At 52.6% G+C, this 20,702-nt stretch carries 19 protein-coding genes; 15 read left to right on the top strand and 4 right to left on the bottom strand.

Annotated features, from left to right (window positions below):
• Nucleotides 1-64: 64 nt before the first annotated feature.
• Nucleotides 65-1,024: a nitrilase family protein gene (locus B3K89_RS07140; protein ID WP_345907211.1), complete on the bottom strand. Its 960-nt coding sequence runs from the start codon at nt 1,022-1,024 to the stop codon at nt 65-67.
• Between B3K89_RS07140 and B3K89_RS07135 the strand changes: the two genes are divergently transcribed.
• On the top strand, nt 986-2,557 hold the full coding sequence (locus tag B3K89_RS07135; protein WP_345907210.1) for a mannitol dehydrogenase family protein: 1,572 nt from the start codon (nt 986-988) through the stop codon (nt 2,555-2,557). The two genes, B3K89_RS07140 and B3K89_RS07135, sit on opposite strands and share 39 nt — an antisense overlap.
• Nucleotides 2,558-2,631: 74 nt before the next feature.
• Nucleotides 2,632-3,924 carry a UDP-glucose/GDP-mannose dehydrogenase family protein gene (locus tag B3K89_RS07130; protein ID WP_345907209.1) on the top strand — a complete coding sequence of 431 codons (1,293 nt, stop codon included), beginning with the start codon at nt 2,632-2,634 and terminating at the stop codon, nt 3,922-3,924.
• 60 nt (nt 3,925-3,984) lie between these two features.
• Here the strand turns inward: B3K89_RS07130 and B3K89_RS07125 are convergent, their stop codons facing one another.
• A complete protein-coding gene (locus B3K89_RS07125) occupies nt 3,985-4,278 on the bottom strand; it encodes a hypothetical protein (protein ID WP_293891904.1) in 294 nt (97 codons plus the stop codon).
• Between the two features lie 60 nt (nt 4,279-4,338).
• Complete coding sequence (locus B3K89_RS07120; protein ID WP_345907208.1) at nt 4,339-4,824, bottom strand: hypothetical protein; 486 nt, start codon at nt 4,822-4,824, stop codon at nt 4,339-4,341.
• Nucleotides 4,825-4,959: 135 nt separating this feature from the next.
• On the opposite strand from B3K89_RS07120, the gene zupT reads away from it, so the two are divergent.
• From zupT to B3K89_RS07085, 7 genes are all read left to right on the top strand, one after another.
• Nucleotides 4,960-5,781, top strand: coding sequence for a zinc transporter ZupT (gene zupT, locus B3K89_RS07115; protein WP_293891909.1), 822 nt, complete (start codon nt 4,960-4,962; stop codon nt 5,779-5,781).
• A complete protein-coding gene (locus tag B3K89_RS07110; RefSeq protein ID WP_345907207.1) occupies nt 5,778-6,293 on the top strand; it encodes a GNAT family N-acetyltransferase in 516 nt (171 codons plus the stop codon). The genes zupT and B3K89_RS07110 overlap by 4 nt, the downstream gene beginning before the upstream one ends.
• A 148-nt stretch (nt 6,294-6,441) precedes the next feature.
• Nucleotides 6,442-7,737: an ABC transporter substrate-binding protein gene (locus B3K89_RS07105; RefSeq protein ID WP_293891915.1), complete on the top strand. Its 1,296-nt coding sequence runs from the start codon at nt 6,442-6,444 to the stop codon at nt 7,735-7,737.
• Between the two features lie 24 nt (nt 7,738-7,761).
• Nucleotides 7,762-8,664, top strand: coding sequence for a carbohydrate ABC transporter permease (locus B3K89_RS07100; protein ID WP_293891918.1), 903 nt, complete (start codon nt 7,762-7,764; stop codon nt 8,662-8,664).
• Nucleotides 8,654-9,487: a carbohydrate ABC transporter permease gene (locus B3K89_RS07095; protein ID WP_293891920.1), complete on the top strand. Its 834-nt coding sequence runs from the start codon at nt 8,654-8,656 to the stop codon at nt 9,485-9,487. The genes B3K89_RS07100 and B3K89_RS07095 overlap by 11 nt, the downstream gene beginning before the upstream one ends.
• Before the next feature lie 12 nt (nt 9,488-9,499).
• On the top strand, nt 9,500-10,861 hold the full coding sequence (locus B3K89_RS07090; RefSeq protein WP_293891922.1) for an FAD-dependent oxidoreductase: 1,362 nt from the start codon (nt 9,500-9,502) through the stop codon (nt 10,859-10,861).
• A complete protein-coding gene (locus tag B3K89_RS07085; RefSeq protein WP_293891924.1) occupies nt 10,858-11,865 on the top strand; it encodes a LacI family DNA-binding transcriptional regulator in 1,008 nt (335 codons plus the stop codon). Before B3K89_RS07090 ends, B3K89_RS07085 begins: the two co-directional genes overlap by 4 nt.
• Here B3K89_RS07085 and B3K89_RS07080 read toward each other — a convergent pair.
• A complete protein-coding gene (locus B3K89_RS07080; RefSeq protein ID WP_293891927.1) occupies nt 11,848-12,591 on the bottom strand; it encodes an AAC(3) family N-acetyltransferase in 744 nt (247 codons plus the stop codon). The genes B3K89_RS07085 and B3K89_RS07080 overlap by 18 nt on opposite strands.
• Before the next feature lie 100 nt (nt 12,592-12,691).
• Here B3K89_RS07080 and B3K89_RS07075 point away from each other — a divergent pair, with 100 nt between their 5' ends.
• The 6 genes from B3K89_RS07075 to ltrA all read left to right on the top strand — a co-directional run bounded on the left by B3K89_RS07075 (nt 12,692) and on the right by ltrA (nt 20,499).
• Nucleotides 12,692-13,873: an AGE family epimerase/isomerase gene (locus tag B3K89_RS07075; RefSeq protein ID WP_293891930.1), complete on the top strand. Its 1,182-nt coding sequence runs from the start codon at nt 12,692-12,694 to the stop codon at nt 13,871-13,873.
• 243 nt (nt 13,874-14,116) lie between these two features.
• Nucleotides 14,117-15,391, top strand: a complete 1,275-nt coding sequence (locus tag B3K89_RS07070) for an ABC transporter substrate-binding protein (RefSeq protein WP_293891933.1) — start codon at nt 14,117-14,119, stop codon at nt 15,389-15,391.
• Nucleotides 15,392-15,455: 64 nt separating this feature from the next.
• A complete protein-coding gene (locus tag B3K89_RS07065; protein WP_293891936.1) occupies nt 15,456-16,352 on the top strand; it encodes a carbohydrate ABC transporter permease in 897 nt (298 codons plus the stop codon).
• Between the two features lie 9 nt (nt 16,353-16,361).
• Entirely contained in the window at nt 16,362-17,192 is an 831-nt protein-coding gene (locus B3K89_RS07060) for a carbohydrate ABC transporter permease (protein ID WP_293891939.1), read from the top strand.
• Between the two features lie 123 nt (nt 17,193-17,315).
• Nucleotides 17,316-18,635, top strand: coding sequence for an alpha-glucosidase/alpha-galactosidase (locus B3K89_RS07055; RefSeq protein WP_345907206.1), 1,320 nt, complete (start codon nt 17,316-17,318; stop codon nt 18,633-18,635).
• Nucleotides 18,636-19,119: 484 nt separating this feature from the next.
• Entirely contained in the window at nt 19,120-20,499 is a 1,380-nt protein-coding gene (gene ltrA / locus B3K89_RS07050) for a group II intron reverse transcriptase/maturase (protein WP_293893400.1), read from the top strand.
• The last annotated feature ends 203 nt before the right edge of the window (nt 20,500-20,702 follow it).

Raw genomic sequence — 20,702 nt, 5'->3', positions numbered from 1 at the left:
ACCATTTTGAAATTGCCTCTATCAGAAAGAGAATTGATTCCTCACATTGCTAAGGGTTAATTTTTCATTCATACGTGAACCGCACCGTTCTGGTATCTTCCTCCTTCCCTGTCTTTTCTGAGAGGAGGGTATAGAGCTCGGGCCTGCGTGCTTTCATCCATCGTCTGCCATTGCTTGAGGGAAGCAGTGAAGCATCCAACTCAGCAATGACCATATCCTGCTCGATAGCTTTGGACTCTGCAAGGATTTCCCCATAGGGGTCGAGGATCATGGCATTGCCAGTGCGTACCTCATCGTCATCCCTGCCAACCCCGTTGCTGAAGATCAGGAACATACCGTTGTCATGGGCACGGGAGGGTAACCAGCGCATCAGCCACTGTCGTCCTTTCGGACCTTGGAACTCACCGAGGAGCTCTGCTTCTTTTGTGGAACGTTCTTCCCAAAGTTTTACATCGATTCGTTTCATCCCCTTCGGACTTGCCGAGTTGCACCCGCCTGTCTGATGGGGGGCGAGCAACACCTCAGCCCCCAGAAGGGCCGTGATGCGGGCATTCTCTACGATGTTGTTGTCGTAGCAGGTAAGTACTCCCAACCTGATTCCCTCTGGAGTATCGAAGACGGTATAGGAGGACCCGCTCTTCATATGGGCGCTGATGAAGGTGTGAAGCTTCCTGTGCGTATGGACAGTGCCGTCGCTGAGCGTTACGACATAGGAGTTGTAGAGCTCGCCTTCTTCGGAAAGCTCGATCAAACCCGCACCGATGGTCATGCCGTATCGGAGTGAAAGGCTCTTCAGATATTGAATTGATGAACCCGATGGAACTGGTTCTGCAAGGTTGATGATCTTATCTTTGCTGAGATTGCGCACATGCCAGTAGCCGGTGATGCACATCTCAGGAAAGACAATGAGTTTGACCTGCTCTTTTGCTGCTTGCTCTACAAAATATGTGATGGTCTTCAGGTTTGCCGGTTTGTCCCCCGCCTTATGCTGAAACTGAACGCTCGCTACCTTGATATTCTGCATGGAACCCTCCAGAAAAACTATACCACAGATTTGTTGATACTCTTCGTTGCAAAATCCAAGGAAGGTGGTAGGCTGAAGGGCGGAGGTGAAAACACCATGCTTGGCAATACTAATCTTCATTCCTTGGATGCTCGAATCAAGGTTCCCTCATATGATCGAACAGCTCTACAGCCGCACATTGTACACTTGGGCCTCGGGCACTTTCATCGCTCACACTTTTGTTACTACTTGCACCAGCTTTTGGAGCAGGGAGTGACAAACTGGGGGATCGAGGAAATCGACCTTGTTCCATCCCATACCGCCGAGGTCGCTGAAAAGCAGGACTACCTGTACACCCTCTGCAGCAAGGATCCCGAGGGAAACCGGGAAATGACGGTCATCGGCTGCATCCTTGGCTACACCAAGGGGTGGGAGGACAAGCGAAAAGCAATCGATTTGATGAAACGGCCGCAGACACAGCTCATCACCCTCACCATTACGGAAAAAGGGTATTGCTATGACAATCAAACGCAGTCGCTTGACTGGCAGCATCCCCATCTGCAGCACGACCTGCTTGATCCTCGAGATCCCCAATCGGCGGTGGGATATCTTGCACTTGCCCTCTCTGAACGGTGTCTGCAAACCAAGGAGAAACTCACCATCGCATCGTGCGACAACATACCTTCCAACGGACAGGTGTTGAAACGGTGTATTCTCCAATACTGTGACCGTGTCTTCCCCTCGGTAGTGCCTTGGATAGAGCAGTATGTTGCATTTCCCTTGTCCATGGTGGATAGGATTACCCCGAACACCAAGGCTGAGGACATTCAGTTTGTAGAACGGGAGTATGGTCTTCGGGATGATTGGCTGGTGGTCAGCGAGCACTTTCTGCAGTGGGTGATCGAGCCGGAAGGGTTGGAAGGACTCCCTCCGTTTGAGAAGGCGGGTGCCTTGGTGACCAAGGATGTCGAGGCATTTGAGACGATGAAAATCAGGCTGCTCAACGGCAGCCACTCTGCCTTGGCATATCCGGCACTCCTGTTGGGCTACACCTTTGTGGACGAAGCCCTTTCTGATCCACTGCTGCACTCGTTCATCCGGGATTGCTACATGCGTGAAGTGGGAGAAACCCTGCTTCCCATCCCAGGCTACGACTTTGAGGTATACAAGGATCGGTTGATTGAACGCTTCTCCAATCCCTACTGCAGCGACACGCTGCTGCGTCTTGCCCAGGACGGATCCAAGAAATTTGCCAATGCGCTGGTTCCGGCACTCAAGATTGCTTTGGAAAGAGGCCTGCCTTACAAGGCAATGGTCTGTGCGCTCGCTTTCTGGGCCCATTTCTTACACCAAAAAGAATCGTTGGTGGATGACCAAGCTTCTAAGGCGCTTATTGATGCCGTTTCCCTGCTGGACGTTGATGTGAAACCATTCTTCGACATCATCGGGCTTGCCGGTAAGGCGCATGAATCTCTTAAGCCGTTATTTCAGTCGTATCTCACGTTGATTGAAACTGAAGGGGTGAAGCATGTATTGATTCACTCTCAAAGATAGCCTTGATACTTCTGGAAGGTGTTGCGGAGAAGCCCAAGCTATGGGACAATCTAGGGAGTTTGGGGGGATTCGTCATGCATTTGACCATTGCGGGAACCGGCTATGTAGGATTGGTGGCAGGCGTGTGCTTTGCCAAGGTGGGGCACCACGTAACCTGTGTGGATATCGATGAGAAGAAGGTGGCGATGCTGAACAAGGGCATCAGTCCCATCTATGAGTCTGATTTGGAAGAGTATCTGCAGGAAGGCTTGGCGAAAGGTCTTCTGCGGTTTACCACCAATTACCAAGAGGCGTATAAAAGCCCCGATGTGATCTTCATCGGAGTAGGGACGCCCGAACTTCCCGATGGCTCGGCGAACCTCAGCTATGTAGCTTCGGTTGCCCGCCAGATTGCCGAGAATATCGAGCGCGACTGCCTGGTCGTCGTAAAGTCCACCGTTCCGGTGGGAACCAACGACAAGGTCGAGCAGTTCATCAAGGACTCGTTGGTCCATCCGGTCCGTATCGAAGTTGCCTCAAACCCTGAGTTCCTTGCCCAAGGATCCGCAGTACATGACATGATGCACGCTCAGCGCATCGTCATCGGGGTGGAGGACAAGCATGCAGAAGGAATACTCCGAGAGCTGTATGCACCGTTCAAATTGCCTGTGGTTGCCGTCAGTCGACGCAGTGCAGAAATGACCAAGTATGCAGCCAATGACTTTCTTGCGCTGAAAATCTCCTATATGAACGATTTGGCGAACCTGTGTGAACTCGTTGGTGCAAACATCGAGGATGTGGCGCTGGGCATGTCCTATGACGAGCGTATCGGCTCTCGTTTCTTGAAGGCCGGCATCGGCTATGGCGGCAGTTGCTTTCCCAAGGACACCAAGGCCCTGCAGTATCTGGCAACCCAGTACGGCTATAATCTCAGGACGGTTGGGGCGGCTGTGGAAGTCAACAACGAGCAGCGCTACAAGCTCTACCGCAAGGCCTGCAACCGCATGATCACCTTCAACGGCATCAAGGTGGCCGTCCTGGGTCTTGCCTTCAAGGCAGGCACCGATGACCTCAGGGAGTCTCCCTCCATCTACAATATCCCCTTGTTGTTGAATCAGGGTGCTTTGATCACGGCCTTCGATCCCGTGGCAGAGGAGAACTGCAAGCGCCAATACCAATTTGATATGCAGTATGCATCAACGGTTGAGCAAGCGCTAACCGGAGCCCAGGTCTGCTTCATCTTCACCGATTGGCCTGAGATACGCAGTCTCTCTCCATCGGTGTTCAAACAGCTCATGCGTACTGCTCTCGTCTATGACGGGAGGAACCTCTTCAACCCAAGGGCCATGCTCGAAGCCGGGGTGGAGTACTACAGCATAGGGAGGTAGCAAGCATGAAAAAGGGTCTCTCGCCTGAGCGAAAGACCCAACTTGAACATCTTGCAGCTCTTATCGCAGGGCAAACTCCACCATGTGCTGTTTTGCACCGGCGATATTACCCTTGTCCATCGCCTTCTTCACCTTCAGCAGGATTCTTCTTCCCTCTGCTTCGGTGAGGGTGTTTCCCTCAAGCGTCAGTGCCAGATGTATGCTTAGATCCAGCACGCCGTAAGCGGCTTCAATATTGCCCCGCTGGATGTTCTCGATCAAAGCTGAATCGAGCATATCAAGCAGGAACGGGGTGGTGACTACGGTGGGCTCCTCTCTGAGCAGCGTCGTACCATGTGGTGTATATCGTATCATAGGCTACTATCCTTTATGCGGGGTTTGTTGTCCCTCTAAGGGTAATATCGCCATAAACGCTTATCTTTTCAAGTAGTAACAATGGGTGTTGCTCTCCTGTCCGACCAAGGTGACCATTTCACTGTTTCCATCGCGGCTTTGTGAGTAGCTGATGGTAATCGGCAACACATCCCCCTCATAGTACATTGCAAAGCCTCCATCCTCGTTAAAAACAAGTCTTCCGAATAGAACGGCTCGATTGGTTGCCGTCAGGGTCATCTCAAGCTCACTGGCCTGTACAACGGCACTACCGAACGAGATTTCCTTCAGACAGAGGCCGAACAACTCCGGTAGAGCCGGAATTCCCTCGGTATCGTCGATCTCCCATCGATTACCTGCAAGACGGGAGACTACATCGATTGCCTCTTCGATCGTAGGCTCCTCAAAGACAGGTTGGTAGCTGCAGCCGTAGCACCCGAAGGTGAAGATGAAGAGCAACACCAAGGCAAACGTGGCCAGGATTGCAATCTTGGGTTTTGAGAGCTTCTCGTTCTGGTTCTTTTCCATAGAGTCCTCCTATCTGACTAAGGATCAGTATTTCTTCATTGCATAGGGTTCTCCAGTTGCAAAGGGAATCTACAAAAGACAGTTGCCCCACTTGGCTGGAGCATGATAGGGTAGAGTCATCGGGAGATGCGTGCCATGTATGAATTCGACGTCTCAACGCTGCTTGTTGCCTTTGGGTTGACGGTGTTTGCAGGCCTTGGCACCGGCGTAGGCTCGGTGATGGGTTTCTTCTCCAAGAAATTCAATCCGAGGTTCCTTGCTGCCGCTCTTGGATTCTCCGCAGGCGTCATGATATATGTCGCTATGATTGAGATTTTTGTGAAAGCGAGAGAATCGCTGGAAGGCGCCCTGGGAGCAAAACCCGGTTATGCCTTGACCACCGTCGCCTTTTTCGCCGGCATTGCCATTATTGCCATCATCGACAAGATCATCCCCGACTACGAAAACCCCCATGAAATCCAGGATCATGGTTCACAAGCCAAGCCCTATGTCGACAACAATGACCAAAAACTCATGCGGATGGGCTTCTTCAGTGCCTTGGCCATCGCCATCCACAACTTTCCTGAAGGCTTGGCCACCTTCATGGCAGCCCTCAGTGAGCCACAGCTGGGTATCAGTATTGCAGTGGCCATCGCCATCCACAATATCCCCGAAGGCGTAGCCGTCTCCGTTCCCATCTACTACGCCACCAAGAGCCGCAAGAAAGCCTTCTGGCTCAGCTTGCTCTCAGGGCTTGCCGAACCGGTGGGAGCCTTCATCGGCTACTTCTTGCTCAGACGCTGGTTCAACGACGTTACTTTCGGTTTTGTCTTTGCCGCAGTTGCCGGCATTATGGTCTACATCTCCCTCGATGAACTCTTGCCCACCGCCGAAGAGTATGGCGAACACCACGTTGCCATCACCGGTGTCATCGCCGGCATGGTGGTAATGGCCGTGAGTCTGGTCATGCTGTCGTGAAATGTGTAATCGAGACATCCAGGTTGTTTCTTAGGGAACTGAATCAGGATGACTATCCCTCTCTTGCAGCAATATTGCAGGACCCCAAAGTCATGTACGCGTATGAGGAGCCCTTCAGTGATGCAGAGACACAAGCATGGCTGGACAAGAACCTTCTTCGGTACAAACAGGACGGATTCGGCCTGTGGGCTGTCATCTTACGTGAAACAGGAGTTATGATTGGGATGACGGGTTTGACTTGGCAGACAATCGGGGAGACCGATGTGCTTGAAATAGGGTACCAGTTCAACAGGCAGTACTGGGGAATGGGGTTTGCAACAGAGGCGGCCAAGGCCTGCAAAGAGTACGCCTTTAGCGTGCTGGATGTAGAACAAGTCTATTCGATCATCCGTGACACGAACATTGCTTCCATGAATGTGGCCATCCGCAACGGCATGCTTGTGAGCGGCAGATTCGTCAAGAAGTATCGCGGCATCGCGATGCCGCATCTGGTGTTCAGAACCAAGCGATAGGTCTGACATCCCAACGATATTGTGGTGTGATGAACCGACAACCGTTACCGGTTCTTTGGAATCCCATTTTTTTGTTGACGGATATCTCGTCTCGATATACGATATAGACACTGATTAAATGATTAATCAAACAATTAAGGAGGAATGTATGAACTTGAAACACACCAAGGGAGTAGTCCGTGCCCTCGCCCTGTTGCTCGTTCTTGTGATCAGTATGCCGATGGCATTTTCACAGGGAGCCGCCGAGACTAAAGCACCTGCAGGGCCCGTAGCGATGACCATCGCAACCTGGACGAGCAACCCCGACCAGATTGCACTGCTTGATTCTTTTGTTCAGGGCTTTGCCAAGGAGAAGGGCATCGAGATCAAGGCAACCTTTGAATCGATTCCGTTTGCAGAATACAACACCAAGCTCTCCCTCGAGCTGCAAGGCTCCAGCGGGCCTGACCTGTTTTGGGTTCTGGAAACCGCAGCCCCGGCTTTCATTCAGAGCGGTCTGCTTGCCAAGCTCAACGACGGCATGAAAGCCTACGACCCACAGGACATCTCAGCCGATGCGCTTGAGCTGTGGAGCAAGGGCGGCGATGTCTACGCCATTCCCTTTTCGACTTCCCCGTTCTTCATCCTGTACAACAAGGATCTTTTTGCCAAGGCCGGCTTGAAGACTCCCGAACAATATGCCGCCGAGGGTACCTGGAACTGGGATACCTTCAGAACCGCGAGCAAGACGATCAAGGACAAGACAGGTGTTTGGGGATTTCAGACCGTTGACGGCCAGGGTTATGATGCCCGCATTCTGCACAACCTCGCCCCGATGGTCCGCTCCTACGGCGGCGACTTCTGGACCGATGACGGCAAGGTGTTGATCAACAGCGCAGAGTCGGTGGCAGCGGTAACCCTTTTCCACACAATGGTATACAAGGATGCCTCGGTAGTACCTCCGGGAAACCAGAGCGATTTCTTTGCAGGCAATGCTGCGATGACTGTCGGTCAAATCTCCCGCGTATCGAAGCTCAATGAGGCCTCCTTTGCTTGGGGGCTTGCTCCGATGCCCGCAGGACCCAAGGGAGAATCTCCGGTGATCGGACAAGCTGCCATTGGTGCAAACTCCAAAGGCAAAAACGTAGCTTTGGCATGTGAGCTGGTCGGCTATATGACCAACAAGAGCTCGGTTGCAGCCATGGCCGGCATCTGGCCTCCTGCCCGCAAATCCGTGCTCGAGTCTGAAGCCTTCCTCACCTCCAACAAGAGTGTGACCAAAGAGCAGATGCAGAGAGCAGTCGCCGACTCGATCAAGAGCGGTCGTGTCCTTCCCAGCCATGTGAAGTACCCTCAGATCGAGGTTGAGTCGAAGATGGTCTTTGACAAGCTGTGGAATGCGAATGCAAACGTCAAGGCCATCCTTGATGAAGTTGCTGTCATCTACGCAAAGTACACGAAATAACTGTCTCGAAAGGAGAGGGGACGAATGAGGATAGAAACCCTGAAAGCGAGCCATCGAAGAGAAGCGATCATCGGCTGGGCGTTCATCGCCCCGCAGATGGCAGGCTTTATCATCTTCGTCCTGTTTCCGTTGGTCTCGGTCTTTCTGTACAGCATGCAGGAGAAGAACCTCTTGTTCGGCACCAGTCTGTTCATCGGACTTGAGAATTTTCGCCTGCTTGCTCAAGATCCACTGTTCACCAAGTCATTGGTCAACACCCTGATCTTCAGCGCCGGGGTCGTCCCCCTCAATTTGGTATTCAGCCTCCTGCTTGCCCTCTACCTCGGTGGGGGCAGGACCGGGACGCGCTTTGTCAGGGGAATCATCTTCCTTCCGGTGGTGACTTCAGGCGTTGCCTGGGCGATTGTATGGAAGTACCTGTTGCAGGGCGGGGACGCAGGCCCTGTCAACGCCTTTCTCTCCCTCTTCGGTATTACCGGACCGAACTGGTTGTTCGAAAAGGGGTGGGCCATGGGAAGTGTCATTGTCACCCGGGTGATGAAAAACCTAGGCATGAACGTGCTGATCTTCATGGGAGCGGTACTGAACATGCCAGGCGATGTCATCGAAGCCGCCCGCATCGACGGGGCAAAGCGCTTCACCCTGTTCTTCAAGATCAAGCTGCCATTGTTGATGCCCACCGTCATGATGGTCACCATTGTCACCATCATCGGCTCGATGCGCGTCTTCGACACCATCAAACTCATGACCGATGGAGGACCTGAAGGGTCGACCATGGTCATGGTGTACTATATCTATCACCAAGCCTTTCGGATGTTCGACACCGGCTTTGCCTCAGCTTTGGCTGTAGTCCTCTTCTTGATCGTACTGCTCTTGACCGCCATCCAATGGTTCACCCGCAAGAGGATCTCCTACTATGAAAACTAGCACATACCTGAAACAGGTCCCTTACTGGCTCTTGCTGGTCCTTCTGACCGTCCTCTTTGTCTATCCATTCTGGTGGATGGTGGTGAATTCGCTCAATGTGAGTGCCGAGATTTTCGGAGCTCCCAAACTACTGCCCACCTCATGGGCGTTTTCCAACTATCGGGACATATTCACCGTCCAGCCCTTTGCCCGGCACTATGCCAATACGCTGGTTGTGGCTCTGCTGGGAACCTTCGGCAATGTGCTGCTGTCTGCCTTGGCAGGCTATGCCTTTGCCCGCATGCACTTTCCCTTCCGAAATGCAGCGTTTCTGTTGTTGCTCACAGCCTTGATGATGCCTATCGAGGTCACCATCATTCCCCTGTTCTTTCAAATGCGCAGCTGGGGGGCGCACGACACCCTGACACCCTTGATTCTGCTGGCGATCTTCGGCAGTCAGGGAGCTTTCTCCACCTTCATGCTCCGTCAGTTTTATGTGACCGTACCGAATGAGCTTGAGGAAGCCGCCCGCATCGACGGACTCAATCCTCTGGGGATTTTCATCCGCATCATGCTGCCGGTCGCGGTTCCCGTGCTCAGCTCGGTGGCCATCCTGGCATTCATCGCTGTCTGGAACACATACCTGGAACCACTGGTATTTCTCAGCTCGCTGGAGAAATTCACCCTCCCGCTGTCGCTGACGAATTTCAACGATACCTACGGTCTCCCCCAATGGCATCTGCAACTGGCGGCGACCACTCTTTCCATCCTGCCGATCATGGTTGTCTATCTGGTTTTCCAGCAGAAGGTTTCCGATGCCATGGTCAACTCTGGACTGAAATAGAAGGAGTCAACTATGCAAAGCATTACCCATACCCAGTACGATTTGGTTGTTGTCGGAGGCGGAATCGCCGGCTCCATGGCGGCCATTGCCGCCGGCCGTGAAGGCCTATGCGTCCTGCTCATCGAGGAGGAGGGCTACCTTGGAGGAAGCCTGACCGCCTGCGGGACCGGACCTATGATGACCTTCCATGCCGGAAAGATACAGGTCGTGCGCGGCCTGGTCGATGAGATGATCCAGCGATTGGTAAAAAAAGGCTTGTCGGTCGGACACATTGCAGACTCAACCGGCTATACCTATACAGTCACCCCTTTTGACACCGAGGGCATGAAACGGGAACTTGAGTTGATGTGCCTTGAGGCCGGGGTGCAATTGCTCTATCACACAACCTTGGTGGAAGCAAAGGTGGAAAGAGACCTTCTTCGCTCGATCACCTGCTTGTGTGCAGGCAATCTCTTTGCGGTACAGGGTACCTACTTCATCGATGCATCAGGTGATGCAGACCTGATTGCCATGGCAGGTATTCCCTTCGAGCTAGGAAGGGAGACCGATGGAAAAGACCAGCCGCTTACCATGAACTTCAAGCTGGTGGATGTGGATCTTCAGGTCATTCGCAATCTTATGGACAGCAATGTAGAGCTTTTCCCCTTCCTGAAGCCCAAAGCAGGCTTGCAACATCAAGCAAGCCGGCTCTCTTTCTCCGGCTTCCAGCAAATCATGCTCGAAGGCATCGAGAAGGGTGAGATTACCTTCGACCGTGACATCGTGCTCTGTTTTGAGACCAATGCCTCCAACGAGGTGATCGTGAATATGACCCGGGTGCTGGGCAAGAACCCGGTCAAACCGCTTGAGCTTACCGAAGCCGAGCTGGAAGGAAGGCGTCAGGTCTGGGAGCTGTATGGCTTTTTGAAGACCCATATTCCCGGCTTTGAGCAGGCACGGATGATCTCTAGCGGCCCCAGGATAGGGGTGCGAAGTTCGCGTCGTCTCAAGGGTGCTTATCGGATTACAGCCCAGGATTTGCTGAATGAGACCATCTTTGAGGATGCAATCTCGGCCTGCGGGTATCCGATCGACATACACTCCCCAGTCGGGGCCGACACCGATTCGACTTTCCTTCGCGAAGGCGGCTACTATACCATACCGCTCAGATGCCTGCTCAATGAGCAAATTCCCAATGTTCTGGCAGCCGGCAGGAACATCAGTTGTGAATTCGCCGCCCATGCGAGCCTGCGCGTCAGCCCGTCGGCCGGGGCCATCGGACAAGGCGCGGGAACCGCAGCAGCGGTGGCAATCAAAACCAAAACCGATCTTTTTCACCTTGATATCGAGGCTCTCCATGCTACACTTCGTAAGGCAGGAGCATATATAGGATGAAAGAGTTCAAGCGGGTAACCTTGCAGGATGTGGCAAGGGAGGCGAAAGTCTCCTATGCTTCGGTATCTGCAGTACTCAACGGCAAGGACGGCAAGAGCATCCGGGTGGCACAGAAGACAAAGGAGAAAATCCTGGAGTGTGCTGCAAGCCTTGGGTATGTCCCCAACATGGCCGCCCGCAAGCTGAAGAACGGTACCAACTCCCTGATCGCCGTATTCACCTACGAACAGATTTTCCCGGTTGAGTCTGAGAATGAGTACTACCGCTTTTTCGTCGGCATCCAGGAAACCGCAGAGAAGCTGGGCTACGACATCCTGATTCTCAACAACCGACCCACCGAGGAGAACTCAAGCCGGATCGTGTTGGCCGACGGGGCTGTCATGATGGGTGTGAACCGTGACGACAAGGGCATCGAGCGGTTGGTGAAAGCCAACTATCCCTTGGTATTCGTCGGGCGGCGAGAGGTCGCCGATGTTTCGACCCACTGGGTCACCTTCGATTATCAGAAGGTGATTTGCCAGATGGTCGATCATCTGAGCGGTGTATGCCCGAACCATTGCTTTGTCTATGTGGAGTCGCAGGAGCAGGAGCGAGAACCCCGCAAGGACAAGCGTCGATTCTTGATGGAAGCTGCCCAAGCCCATGGTCTGGAAGTGTTGATTGTACAAGCCGATGAGCGAAATAAAATTTCTGAAAAGGATTTCGAAGTCATCGAACAGAACAAGGTCGTCGTTTTCGACCGCCTGTTCCTGCTTGAGCCTTTCGAACGGCTTATGGAGCGTAAAAGCCTCAAGGTGGGAAGCGACTTGTGGGGAGCGGTGCTGGAAGACGATTGGATGGGAGGCCATGAGCATTGGACGCGATGGTCAAACCAACGGTTGGAGCTTGGTTCGCTTGCTGTTGAGTACCTGTCACATCTTCTGCAGAAGGATTCGTTGGAGCAGCTTGATACGCTTACTCCTTTGCATCTGGTCATCGCAGAGAGCTCAGCGTTCACCGAATAAGTCGGGATCCTTTGCAAGCAACTCATTCAGTGCCTGCGTTAAGGGCTTGGTCTGGTGATAGAGCACCCTTGCGTCGCCCAGTCGGCCTTCCTTGAGGATGCCTTGCTCCCTCAGGTACTCTTCCACCCGGGGAAAGTTTTCCGCTCCATGGCCAAGGTGTCCGCTGTTCGGACGGGGAACGAGCGTCCCGTCACTGAGGCGGATGAAGAGCATGCGCTTCTTCTCATTGATCCGGTTGGGTATGTCCAGCCACTCTTCCACCCCGTGGATGAAGGTGTCCCGGTTCAAGCCGACCCCCACCAGCAATATGGTGGCATTGCGGTCCAGCAACCTGCCCCATGCTCCTTCACGAGGGCAGGGAGTGGTATACAAGTGGTCTCCCTCTGTGGAGATTTTTGCATCCTTGCCGAAGGCGACCACCGAATGGGTCGGGTGTGCCGAGCGTATACCATTCGGGGTCTTTCGGGCCAGCTCGGGAATGATTCCGATGCAGACCTCGGTCTCATTCACACTGTAGTAGGGTTGGTCCTCGGTCACATTCGCCCACGTATGGGTGGGGAACACCATCAAACCGTCATGCATATACTCGACCATCGCATCGACTACGGTTTGCGCTCCGCCCTCCACCTCTCCTAAACTCTTGTAGGAAAAATGTGCAAGGGTGGTTCCTTCAGGGTCGAGTCCGAGGGCTTTCAAATCAACGAGCAAGCTTTGTTTCGTGTGCATGCAAAGCATCATGCCATACGAGAGTGGGGGAATCAAGGGTGGAAAATCGGTGACGCACCAGCGTAATTGGAGTAAGATGGCTCGTATGTGAGGGTATGCAATGAAACAAACATCTGACCTGTTGTACCAGGAATACCGGCATATGCTGGTGGACAACATTCTTCCATTCTGGCTTCGCTATGGCTTGGATCGGGTGCATGGCGGCATGTATACAGCTCTGGACCGCGACGGTTCAATTCTCGATACCGACAAATCGGTCTGGTTTCAGGGAAGGGCCTTGTGGACCTATGCCACAGCGTATCGGCAGGTGGAGAAGAACAGCGAGTATAAGAGTGCCTGCGACTCGTTGGTCTCTTTCATCGAAGCCAACTGTTTCGATCCGTCGGACGGACGGATGTACTTTCGTGTCAGCAAGGAAGGCAGGCCGGTGATCAAGCGTATCCGCTATGTCTTCAGCGAGACCTTCGCCATCCTTGGCTTTGCAGCCTACAGCAGGGCTTTCAACCGTCCCGACTATGCCCAAAAGGCGTATGACCTGCTTTTGAAGGTGGAAGGGTATCTAGCCACTCCCGGCATCCTGGTTCCCAAGTTCGAGACCGCTTCCCTGGGATTCGGGCTCCCCATGATCCTGCTCAATACCGTACAGGAACTCAGGGCCGCACTTCCTGACCAAGCTGCAGCTTTCAACGCTCGCATCGACGGCTATCTTGAGCAGATCAAGACGTACTTCGTCCGTCCTGAACTGCAGATAGTGGTGGAACAGTGCAATCCTGACGGTTCGCTGCAGCTCGACCACTTCGAGGGACGCCAGCTCAACCCCGGCCACGCCATTGAGGGTGCATGGTTCATCCTCAATGAGGCGCGCTACCGCAGCAATGATCCTGAACTGATGAGCCTGGGAACCACGATGCTCGATTGGATGTGGGCCAAGGGTTGGGACAGCGAGATGGGAGGAATCATCTACTTCCGCGATGCCTTGGGCCGAAGTGCTACAGAGTACTGGCACGACATGAAGTTCTGGTGGCCGCAGTGTGAGGCGGCGATTGCCAACCTCATGGCTTACAGCATGACAGGCAAGGATGCCTACCTTGCCCAATTCGATACGGTGCATCAGTACATCAAAGATCACTTCCTCGACCGAGAATTCGGTGAGTGGTACGGCTACCTCCATCGCGACGGAACCCTTTCCACTCCCTTGAAGGGCAACATGTATAAAGGGCCGTTCCATATCCCGAGAATGTATCTGGTCTGCTGTCAGTTGCTTGATGAGCTGAGGCGCTGACGCTCTTCGGGGACTTTCCCTTGGAAGGTTCCCAATACATTCTGCCATCTGCTTTCATCATCTGAATCAATTTTATACATACCATTTTTCCATATATTGGTAACATTTCTACATTGTTTTCATGGAAATCCATCCTACGATAATATATGTCCAAACAATTACTTATGCGTTCTTACTCTTTGGACAACAAAAGAAGTGTAGAGGTCTTTATGCCTCTACCAGATAAAAATCAGGAGGATTTGTATGAAAAAGAGGATTCTTTCCCTGCTGCTCGTTGCGCTTTTTGTAAGTGCCCTGCTGTTTGCAAGCGGAGATGCTGAAAAAGCAAAAGCCGCCAGTGCTTCCAAGCCCTTGTCCGTTATGATTTGGGACTCCAATCAGGAACCGGGCATTCGGAAGATCATCGATGATTTCACAGCCAAGACAGGCATCACAGCCGAGATTCAGGTTGTGGATTGGAACAACTATTGGACGTTGCTCAGTGCAGGTGCCCAGGGCGGATCGCTTCCCGACGTATTCTGGATGCACTCCAATGAGTCTCAGCGGTATATGTCCAACGATTTGCTGCTTGATGTGACCGACCGTATCGCCAAGAGCGCACTCATTGATCCAGAGAACTATCCCGAGGATATTTGGAGCCTGTATACCTACAACAAGAAGTACTATGCAGTTCCCAAGGATGTGGATACCATCGCCCTGTGGTATAACCGTGCCTTGTTCGACCAGGCCGGTGTCGCATATCCAACTGACGACTGGACTTGGGAAGACCTCTATGCTGCTGCAAAGAAGATTACCAGGGCTGACGGCAGCGTGTATGGCTTTGCCAACGTGAATTCAAACAACCAGGCCGGTTGGTACAACCTGATTTATGGAAACAACGGGTATGTGCTGTCAGAGGACAAGAAAAAATCCGGTATGGATCTGCCTGCAACAATTGAGGCCATGCAGTGGATGGAGAAGATGATCAATGAGAATCTGATGCCTCCGCAGGCAGTCATGACTGAGAGCAGTGAGGATGTCCTGTTGCAGTCGGGCAAGATTGCCATGACCATGCAGGGCTCTTGGATGCTTCCTGCCTTCCGTGACAATGAATACACCCTGAAGAATTGTGATATCGCCATGCTGCCGAAGAACAGCAAGACCGGCCGCCGTCCCTCCATTTACAACGGCCTTGGCTGGGCGATTGCCAAGAATTCTCCACGCACCGACGATGCTTGGAAGTTGGTTGAGTACTTCGGTTCCGAAGAAGGCCAGCTCAAGCAGGCTCAATTGGGTATCACGATGTCTGCATACAAGAACACCAGCGAGCAGTGGAAGAACAGTGTGCCGCAGTTCAACCTGCAAGCGTATTTGAATATGCAGGACGATATGGTGATCCGCCCGTTCTCCAGAAATACGGTAAAGTGGGAAAATGCAGTACTTGATGTTATGCTGAAGGTCTGGAACAAAGAGATGACCATGGAAGCAGGATGCAAGGAAGCAGCCCGCCAGATGAACGCGATTCTTGCCGAAGAGTAGGAGTCAACCTTTCGAACCCGGGTGGCGCTTGGTCCGCCCGGGACTGTCCAAGGATTGGTTTTGCATGAAAAAACGCTCGCTACGTTCTGCAACCGCAACACAAACGTTTCTTTGGGGATGGGCTCTGATCCTCCCTACCATTGTCGGTTTGACGGTTCTCAATATTATTCCCTTGATCACCACAATAAGCCAGAGCTTTCACAAGACCGGGGATTTCGGCAGGGGTAATATTTTCATCGGATTGAAGAATTACCAAAAGCTGTTCTCCGACCAAGCTGTTTTGCAGTCGATCATCAATACGCTCAAATACACGATCGTCCAGGTGCCGTTCTCGGTTTTCATCGCCTTGGTTCTTGCCGTTATGCTCAATAGGGAGATCAAAGGCAGGGGAGCGTATCGAACCATTTTCTTTTTGCCCATGGTGGTTGCCCCGGCAGCTATCGCCATGGTATGGCGATGGCTCTACAATACAGAATTTGGATTGATAAACAATCTCTTCAATCTCAAGATCAGTTGGATTTCCGATCCTGCAATCGCAGTGTATTCAATTGCCATCATCGGCATCTGGTCGGATATCGGGTACAACATGATCCTATTCCTTGCAGGACTGCAGGAGGTCCCCAGGGACTATTATGAGGCAGCCGACCTCGACGGCGCGAGCATCTTCCAAAGCTTTCGGCATATAACCGTTCCGATGATCTCCCCGATTCTCTTCTTTGTCATCGTTACCCGAATGATTGCTGCCATGCAGGTCTTCGATACCATTTTCATGGTCATGGAGCAACGGTCGAATCCAGCTATGTATAAAACGCAGTCATTGGTATATCTCTTCTACCAATCGTCATTTGTGGAACGGGATTTTGGGTATGGTTCGACGATTGTCGTAGTTTTGCTGGTTCTCATCATGGCCATCACAGCAATACAAATAATCGCCCAAAAGAAATGGGTCCACTACAATTAGGAGATGCGCATGAGAAAGAGAAGCCTGATACATTCCCTGCTGCTGCATGCAATCCTGATCGGTGTATCACTGACCATGCTTATTCCGTTTGTGTGGATGGTTCTTACTTCGTTCAAGACGCCAGGGCAGGCCATCCAGCTCGATCCGTATGTGTTCTTCCCCACACAGTTCCAGTTCAACTCTTTTATCCGTGTCTTTACCACGAATAATTTTCTCAATCTGTATAAGAATACCTTGTTGTTGATTTTCTTCAGGATTCTCTGTGCGGTGGTGACCGCCAGCATGGCCGGATTTGCATTCGGCAGGCTGAAATTCAAGGGCTCTGAATTGGCCTTCTCCCTGGTGTTGGTCCAGATGATGATTCCTTCCCAGATTTTCATCATTCCCCAGTATCAGATGATCAGCAAACTCGGAATGACCAATACGACCTTTGCCTTGGTATTTCCCGGATTGGTCTCAGCCTTCGGTACGTTCTTGATGCGCCAAGCGTACAAGATCCTGCCCAAGGATTTGGAGGATGCAGCCAAGATCGACGGCTTGAATATCGGCAAGACCTTCCTGTATGTGCTTGCACCCCTGACCAAATCGAGCTTGGTCGCCCTTAGTGTCTTTACGGCTGTGTTTGCCTACAAGGAGCTGATGTGGCCGATGATTGTCAATACCAGCAAGGACTCCTTGGTCCTGGCTTCGGCATTGGCAAAAATGAAAGGCCAGTATGTTGCAAACTATCCCGAGCTCATGGCGGCATCCTTGATTGCGTGTGTGCCGATGATCCTACTCTACTTCATTTTCCAAAAGCAGTTCATTGAAGGAATTGCCACCTCGGGAGGAAAGTTGTAGAGCTTGTGTTTATGTAGTGTCTCTGCTGATGTGGTCAGGCTCTCCGGCCGGGGATGCCGTGATTGGTACATCTCTTTACGATAAGATTCCTCATGTGAGGACCATAATAGGAGAAGGGAAGCGATGAAAATTACCTTTTTGGGAGCTGGAAGCACAGTGTTTGCACGCAATGTGCTGGGTGATTGCATGGGAACCGAAGCTCTGCAGGATGCAGAGATGGCGCTCTACGATATCAATGCAAAGAGGCTGGAGGAGTCGAAGATGATTCTTCAAGCCATCAACGATACCATCAATGAAGGGCGAGCCAGAATAGTGGTCTATCACGGGCTTGGACAGCTTGAGGCCGCCCTGCGGGGTGCCGCCTTCGTGGTTAATGCCATTCAGGTTGGCGGCTACGACCCGGCGACCATCATTGACTTTGAGATTCCCAAGAAGTACGGTCTGCGACAGACTATTGCCGATACCATCGGAATCGGGGGGGTGATGAGGGCGCTGAGAACAATCCCGGTGATGGAGGAGTTTGCCAGGGTGATGGAGCGGGTGTGCCCGAATGCGCTGTTGCTGAACTACTCCAATCCCATGGCGATGCTTACCGCCTACATGCTGCGGCACACCGCTGTAAAGACTGTCGGTCTCTGCCACAGTGTGCAGATATGTTCGGAAACCTTGCTCAAGGGATTGGGTATGGAGGATAAACTGGAAGGCAGGGTTGAACAGATTGCAGGCATAAACCACATGGCATGGCTGTTGAGCCTGCATGACAGGGACGGCAACGACTTGTACCCGGAGATCAGAAAGCGGGCCGCGCATAAGAATGCCACCGAGAAACACGATGACATGGTGCGCTATGAGTACATCAAGCATTTGGGCTATTACTGCACCGAGTCCAGCGAACATAATGCAGAGTACAATCCGTTCTTCATCAAGAAGGGGTATCCCTCTCTGATCGACCGATTCAACATTCCCCTCGACGAGTATCCCCGAAGGTGCATCCGCCAGATAGCCGAGTGGGAGGATGAGTGGAAGAAGATTCACAACCAGGGTACGGTCAGCCATGAGCGGTCGCTCGAGTATGCTTCGCACATCATGGAAGCGGTGGCGACCAATACGGTGTACAAGATCAACGGCAATGTGCTCAATACCGGCTTGATCGACAATATCGATAGTGATGCGTGTGTCGAGGTTCCTTGTCTGGTTGACGGTAATGGTGTCACTGCGTGCAAGGTGGGCAGGCTTCCCTCGCATCTGGCGGCGATGAACATGACCAATGTGAATGTGCAACTGCTCACCGTCGAGGCGGCAATCAGCCGGAAGAAGGAGGATATCTATCATGCAGTGATGCTCGATCCCCATACTGCCGCCGAGCTTTCAATTGATGACATTGTGGCCATGTGCGACGAGATGATCGAGGCCCATGGGCCGATGATGGAAATGTATCAGTAAAAGAGAGGCGGTATGCTCCCCGGACCTGTCCGGGGTGTTGTAGTATGACGGGCATGTCATCATTCTTGGGTGGAAATCCCAAGGGACGTAGTTGCCGACGAACCCGATAGCGATTTGCAAGTTTCACGCCGCGAGGTGTGGGAGGGAAGAAGCAATAGCGAAATCGTGGCCCGACGAACAGAAACCTGATAGTAGGCAGATGAGGCGGACAAGCTGGCTACAAGCAGTGAATCCTAAAGGCAATGTGACCTTCATCTGTAAATCAGGCGGGTAAACGAGGAAAGAATGATGACTTATCCCGTGAGGTCTCCACAGCGTACGAGGCTGCAACATCGCTTATGACGACGTAGTAACAACGAATGTGGAGAAGTCAGCAGAGGCCGTAGTAGCGACCGGGGAAACGGACGCAAAGGGCCAAACAATCAAACGCCTTTCGAAAGGGAAAGGTCCATCCGCAAATCCGAACGGCGAGAGCCTGCCAGTGATGGTGCGGTTGAGAAAGGAACGAATGAGAGAGGAAGACAAGTCAAGACCGAACACGAGACTGTGTGAACAACTGATTTCCCTTGCGAACATCCAGCAGGCGGTGAGGAAGGTGATGCAGAACAAGGGTTCTGCAGGAATCGACGGGATGGAAGTGACAGAACTCCCATCCTACCTTGAAGCCAACTGGGCCTTGATTCGCGAGCAGATTGTCACTCGGACGTATAAACCCAAACCGTTGCTCCGACGGGAAATACCCAAGGACAACGGAGGGGTGCGTCTGCTTGGGATACCTACGGCAGTGGACCGGGTAATCCAGCAGGCCCTTGTGCAGGTACTGACTCCGGTGTTCGAACCGACATTCAGCGACTTCAGCTACGGGTTCCGACCCGGCAGGAGCGCCGAGGATGCGGTCCGACTCGCCCAGACCTACATGTCCGAGGGATACAGGCACGTGGTTGACCTGGACCTGTCCAAGTTCTTCGACACGGTTGACCATGACATCCTCATGGGGCTGATCGACAAGCACATGGACGACAAGGACGTGAGGAGGCTCATCTACGTATTTCTGAAAAGCGGAGTGATGACCAACGGGAGCATGATGGCGACGGCGCTGGGAACCCCGCAGGGGGGCCCGTTGTCGCCACTGCTGTCGAACGTCTATCTCACCCCCTACGACAGGGAACTGGAGAAGCGGGGACTGCGGTTCGTGAGGTACGCCGATGACTGCAACATATTCACCAAGAGCAAGATGTCATCCTACCGGGTGAGGGACAGCGCGAAAAGCTATCTGGAGCGGAAGCTGAAGCTGAAAGTGAACATGGAGAAGACGGAGGCAAGGAGGGCCGTAGGCTCGACCTTCCTCGGATTCACATTCCGGACATACGGCGAGAGAGGAAAACTTGGGAGGACCGTTCCCCACGAGAAGAAGCTGAAGAAACTTGAGGACAGGATACGGATGGTCACGAAGCGCAATCGCGGAGTGAGCATTGGAACGGTCATCAGGGAGTTGAACAGCATTTTGAGGGGATGGGTCGGGTACTTTGCAAGAAGTGCCATCAAGGAATACCTCAAGGGCTTGATGGAGTGGATTCGGAGGCGCATACGCCAGTACCTATGGAAACAGTGGAGGTCCGGGAAAAACCGGAAACACCGTATCAGGCAACTGGGAGCGGAAGAGTGGAAGCTGAAGAAATGGACACTTGCCAGCAGGTCGTACTGGAAGATGGCAAAATCCATGAACTATCTCATCAGCAATGAGAGCCTTCATGGGCATTACGGACTGGTGGATATACTGGGTTACTACAACAAGCTCCATGCTGTGCGCACGGAGCAAGATGGGATTGTACTGGATTTCCGGTACAATAGTCTGTTTGGTTGAACCGCCGTATGCCGAACGGCACGTACGGTGGTGGTGTGATGCGCTAACTGTAGCGAAGATGAGGGAGGGCCCCTCGACAGGAACGACAGAACGGGTCTGTCAAACAAACCTGTGCTGCTGAGGTCCAATGACCTTGGTGGTGAACGACAGGAAAAAAGGCTGGAAGAACCAGTCATGTAGGTTGCATGAAGGCGAACGAAAGT

The organism is Sphaerochaeta sp. UBA5849 (assembly GCA_002432715.1).
GTDB lineage: Bacteria > Spirochaetota > Spirochaetia > Sphaerochaetales > Sphaerochaetaceae > Sphaerochaeta.
Note: the sequence above shows the minus strand (reverse complement) of the source record. Positions and strands in the feature narration are given on the sequence as shown.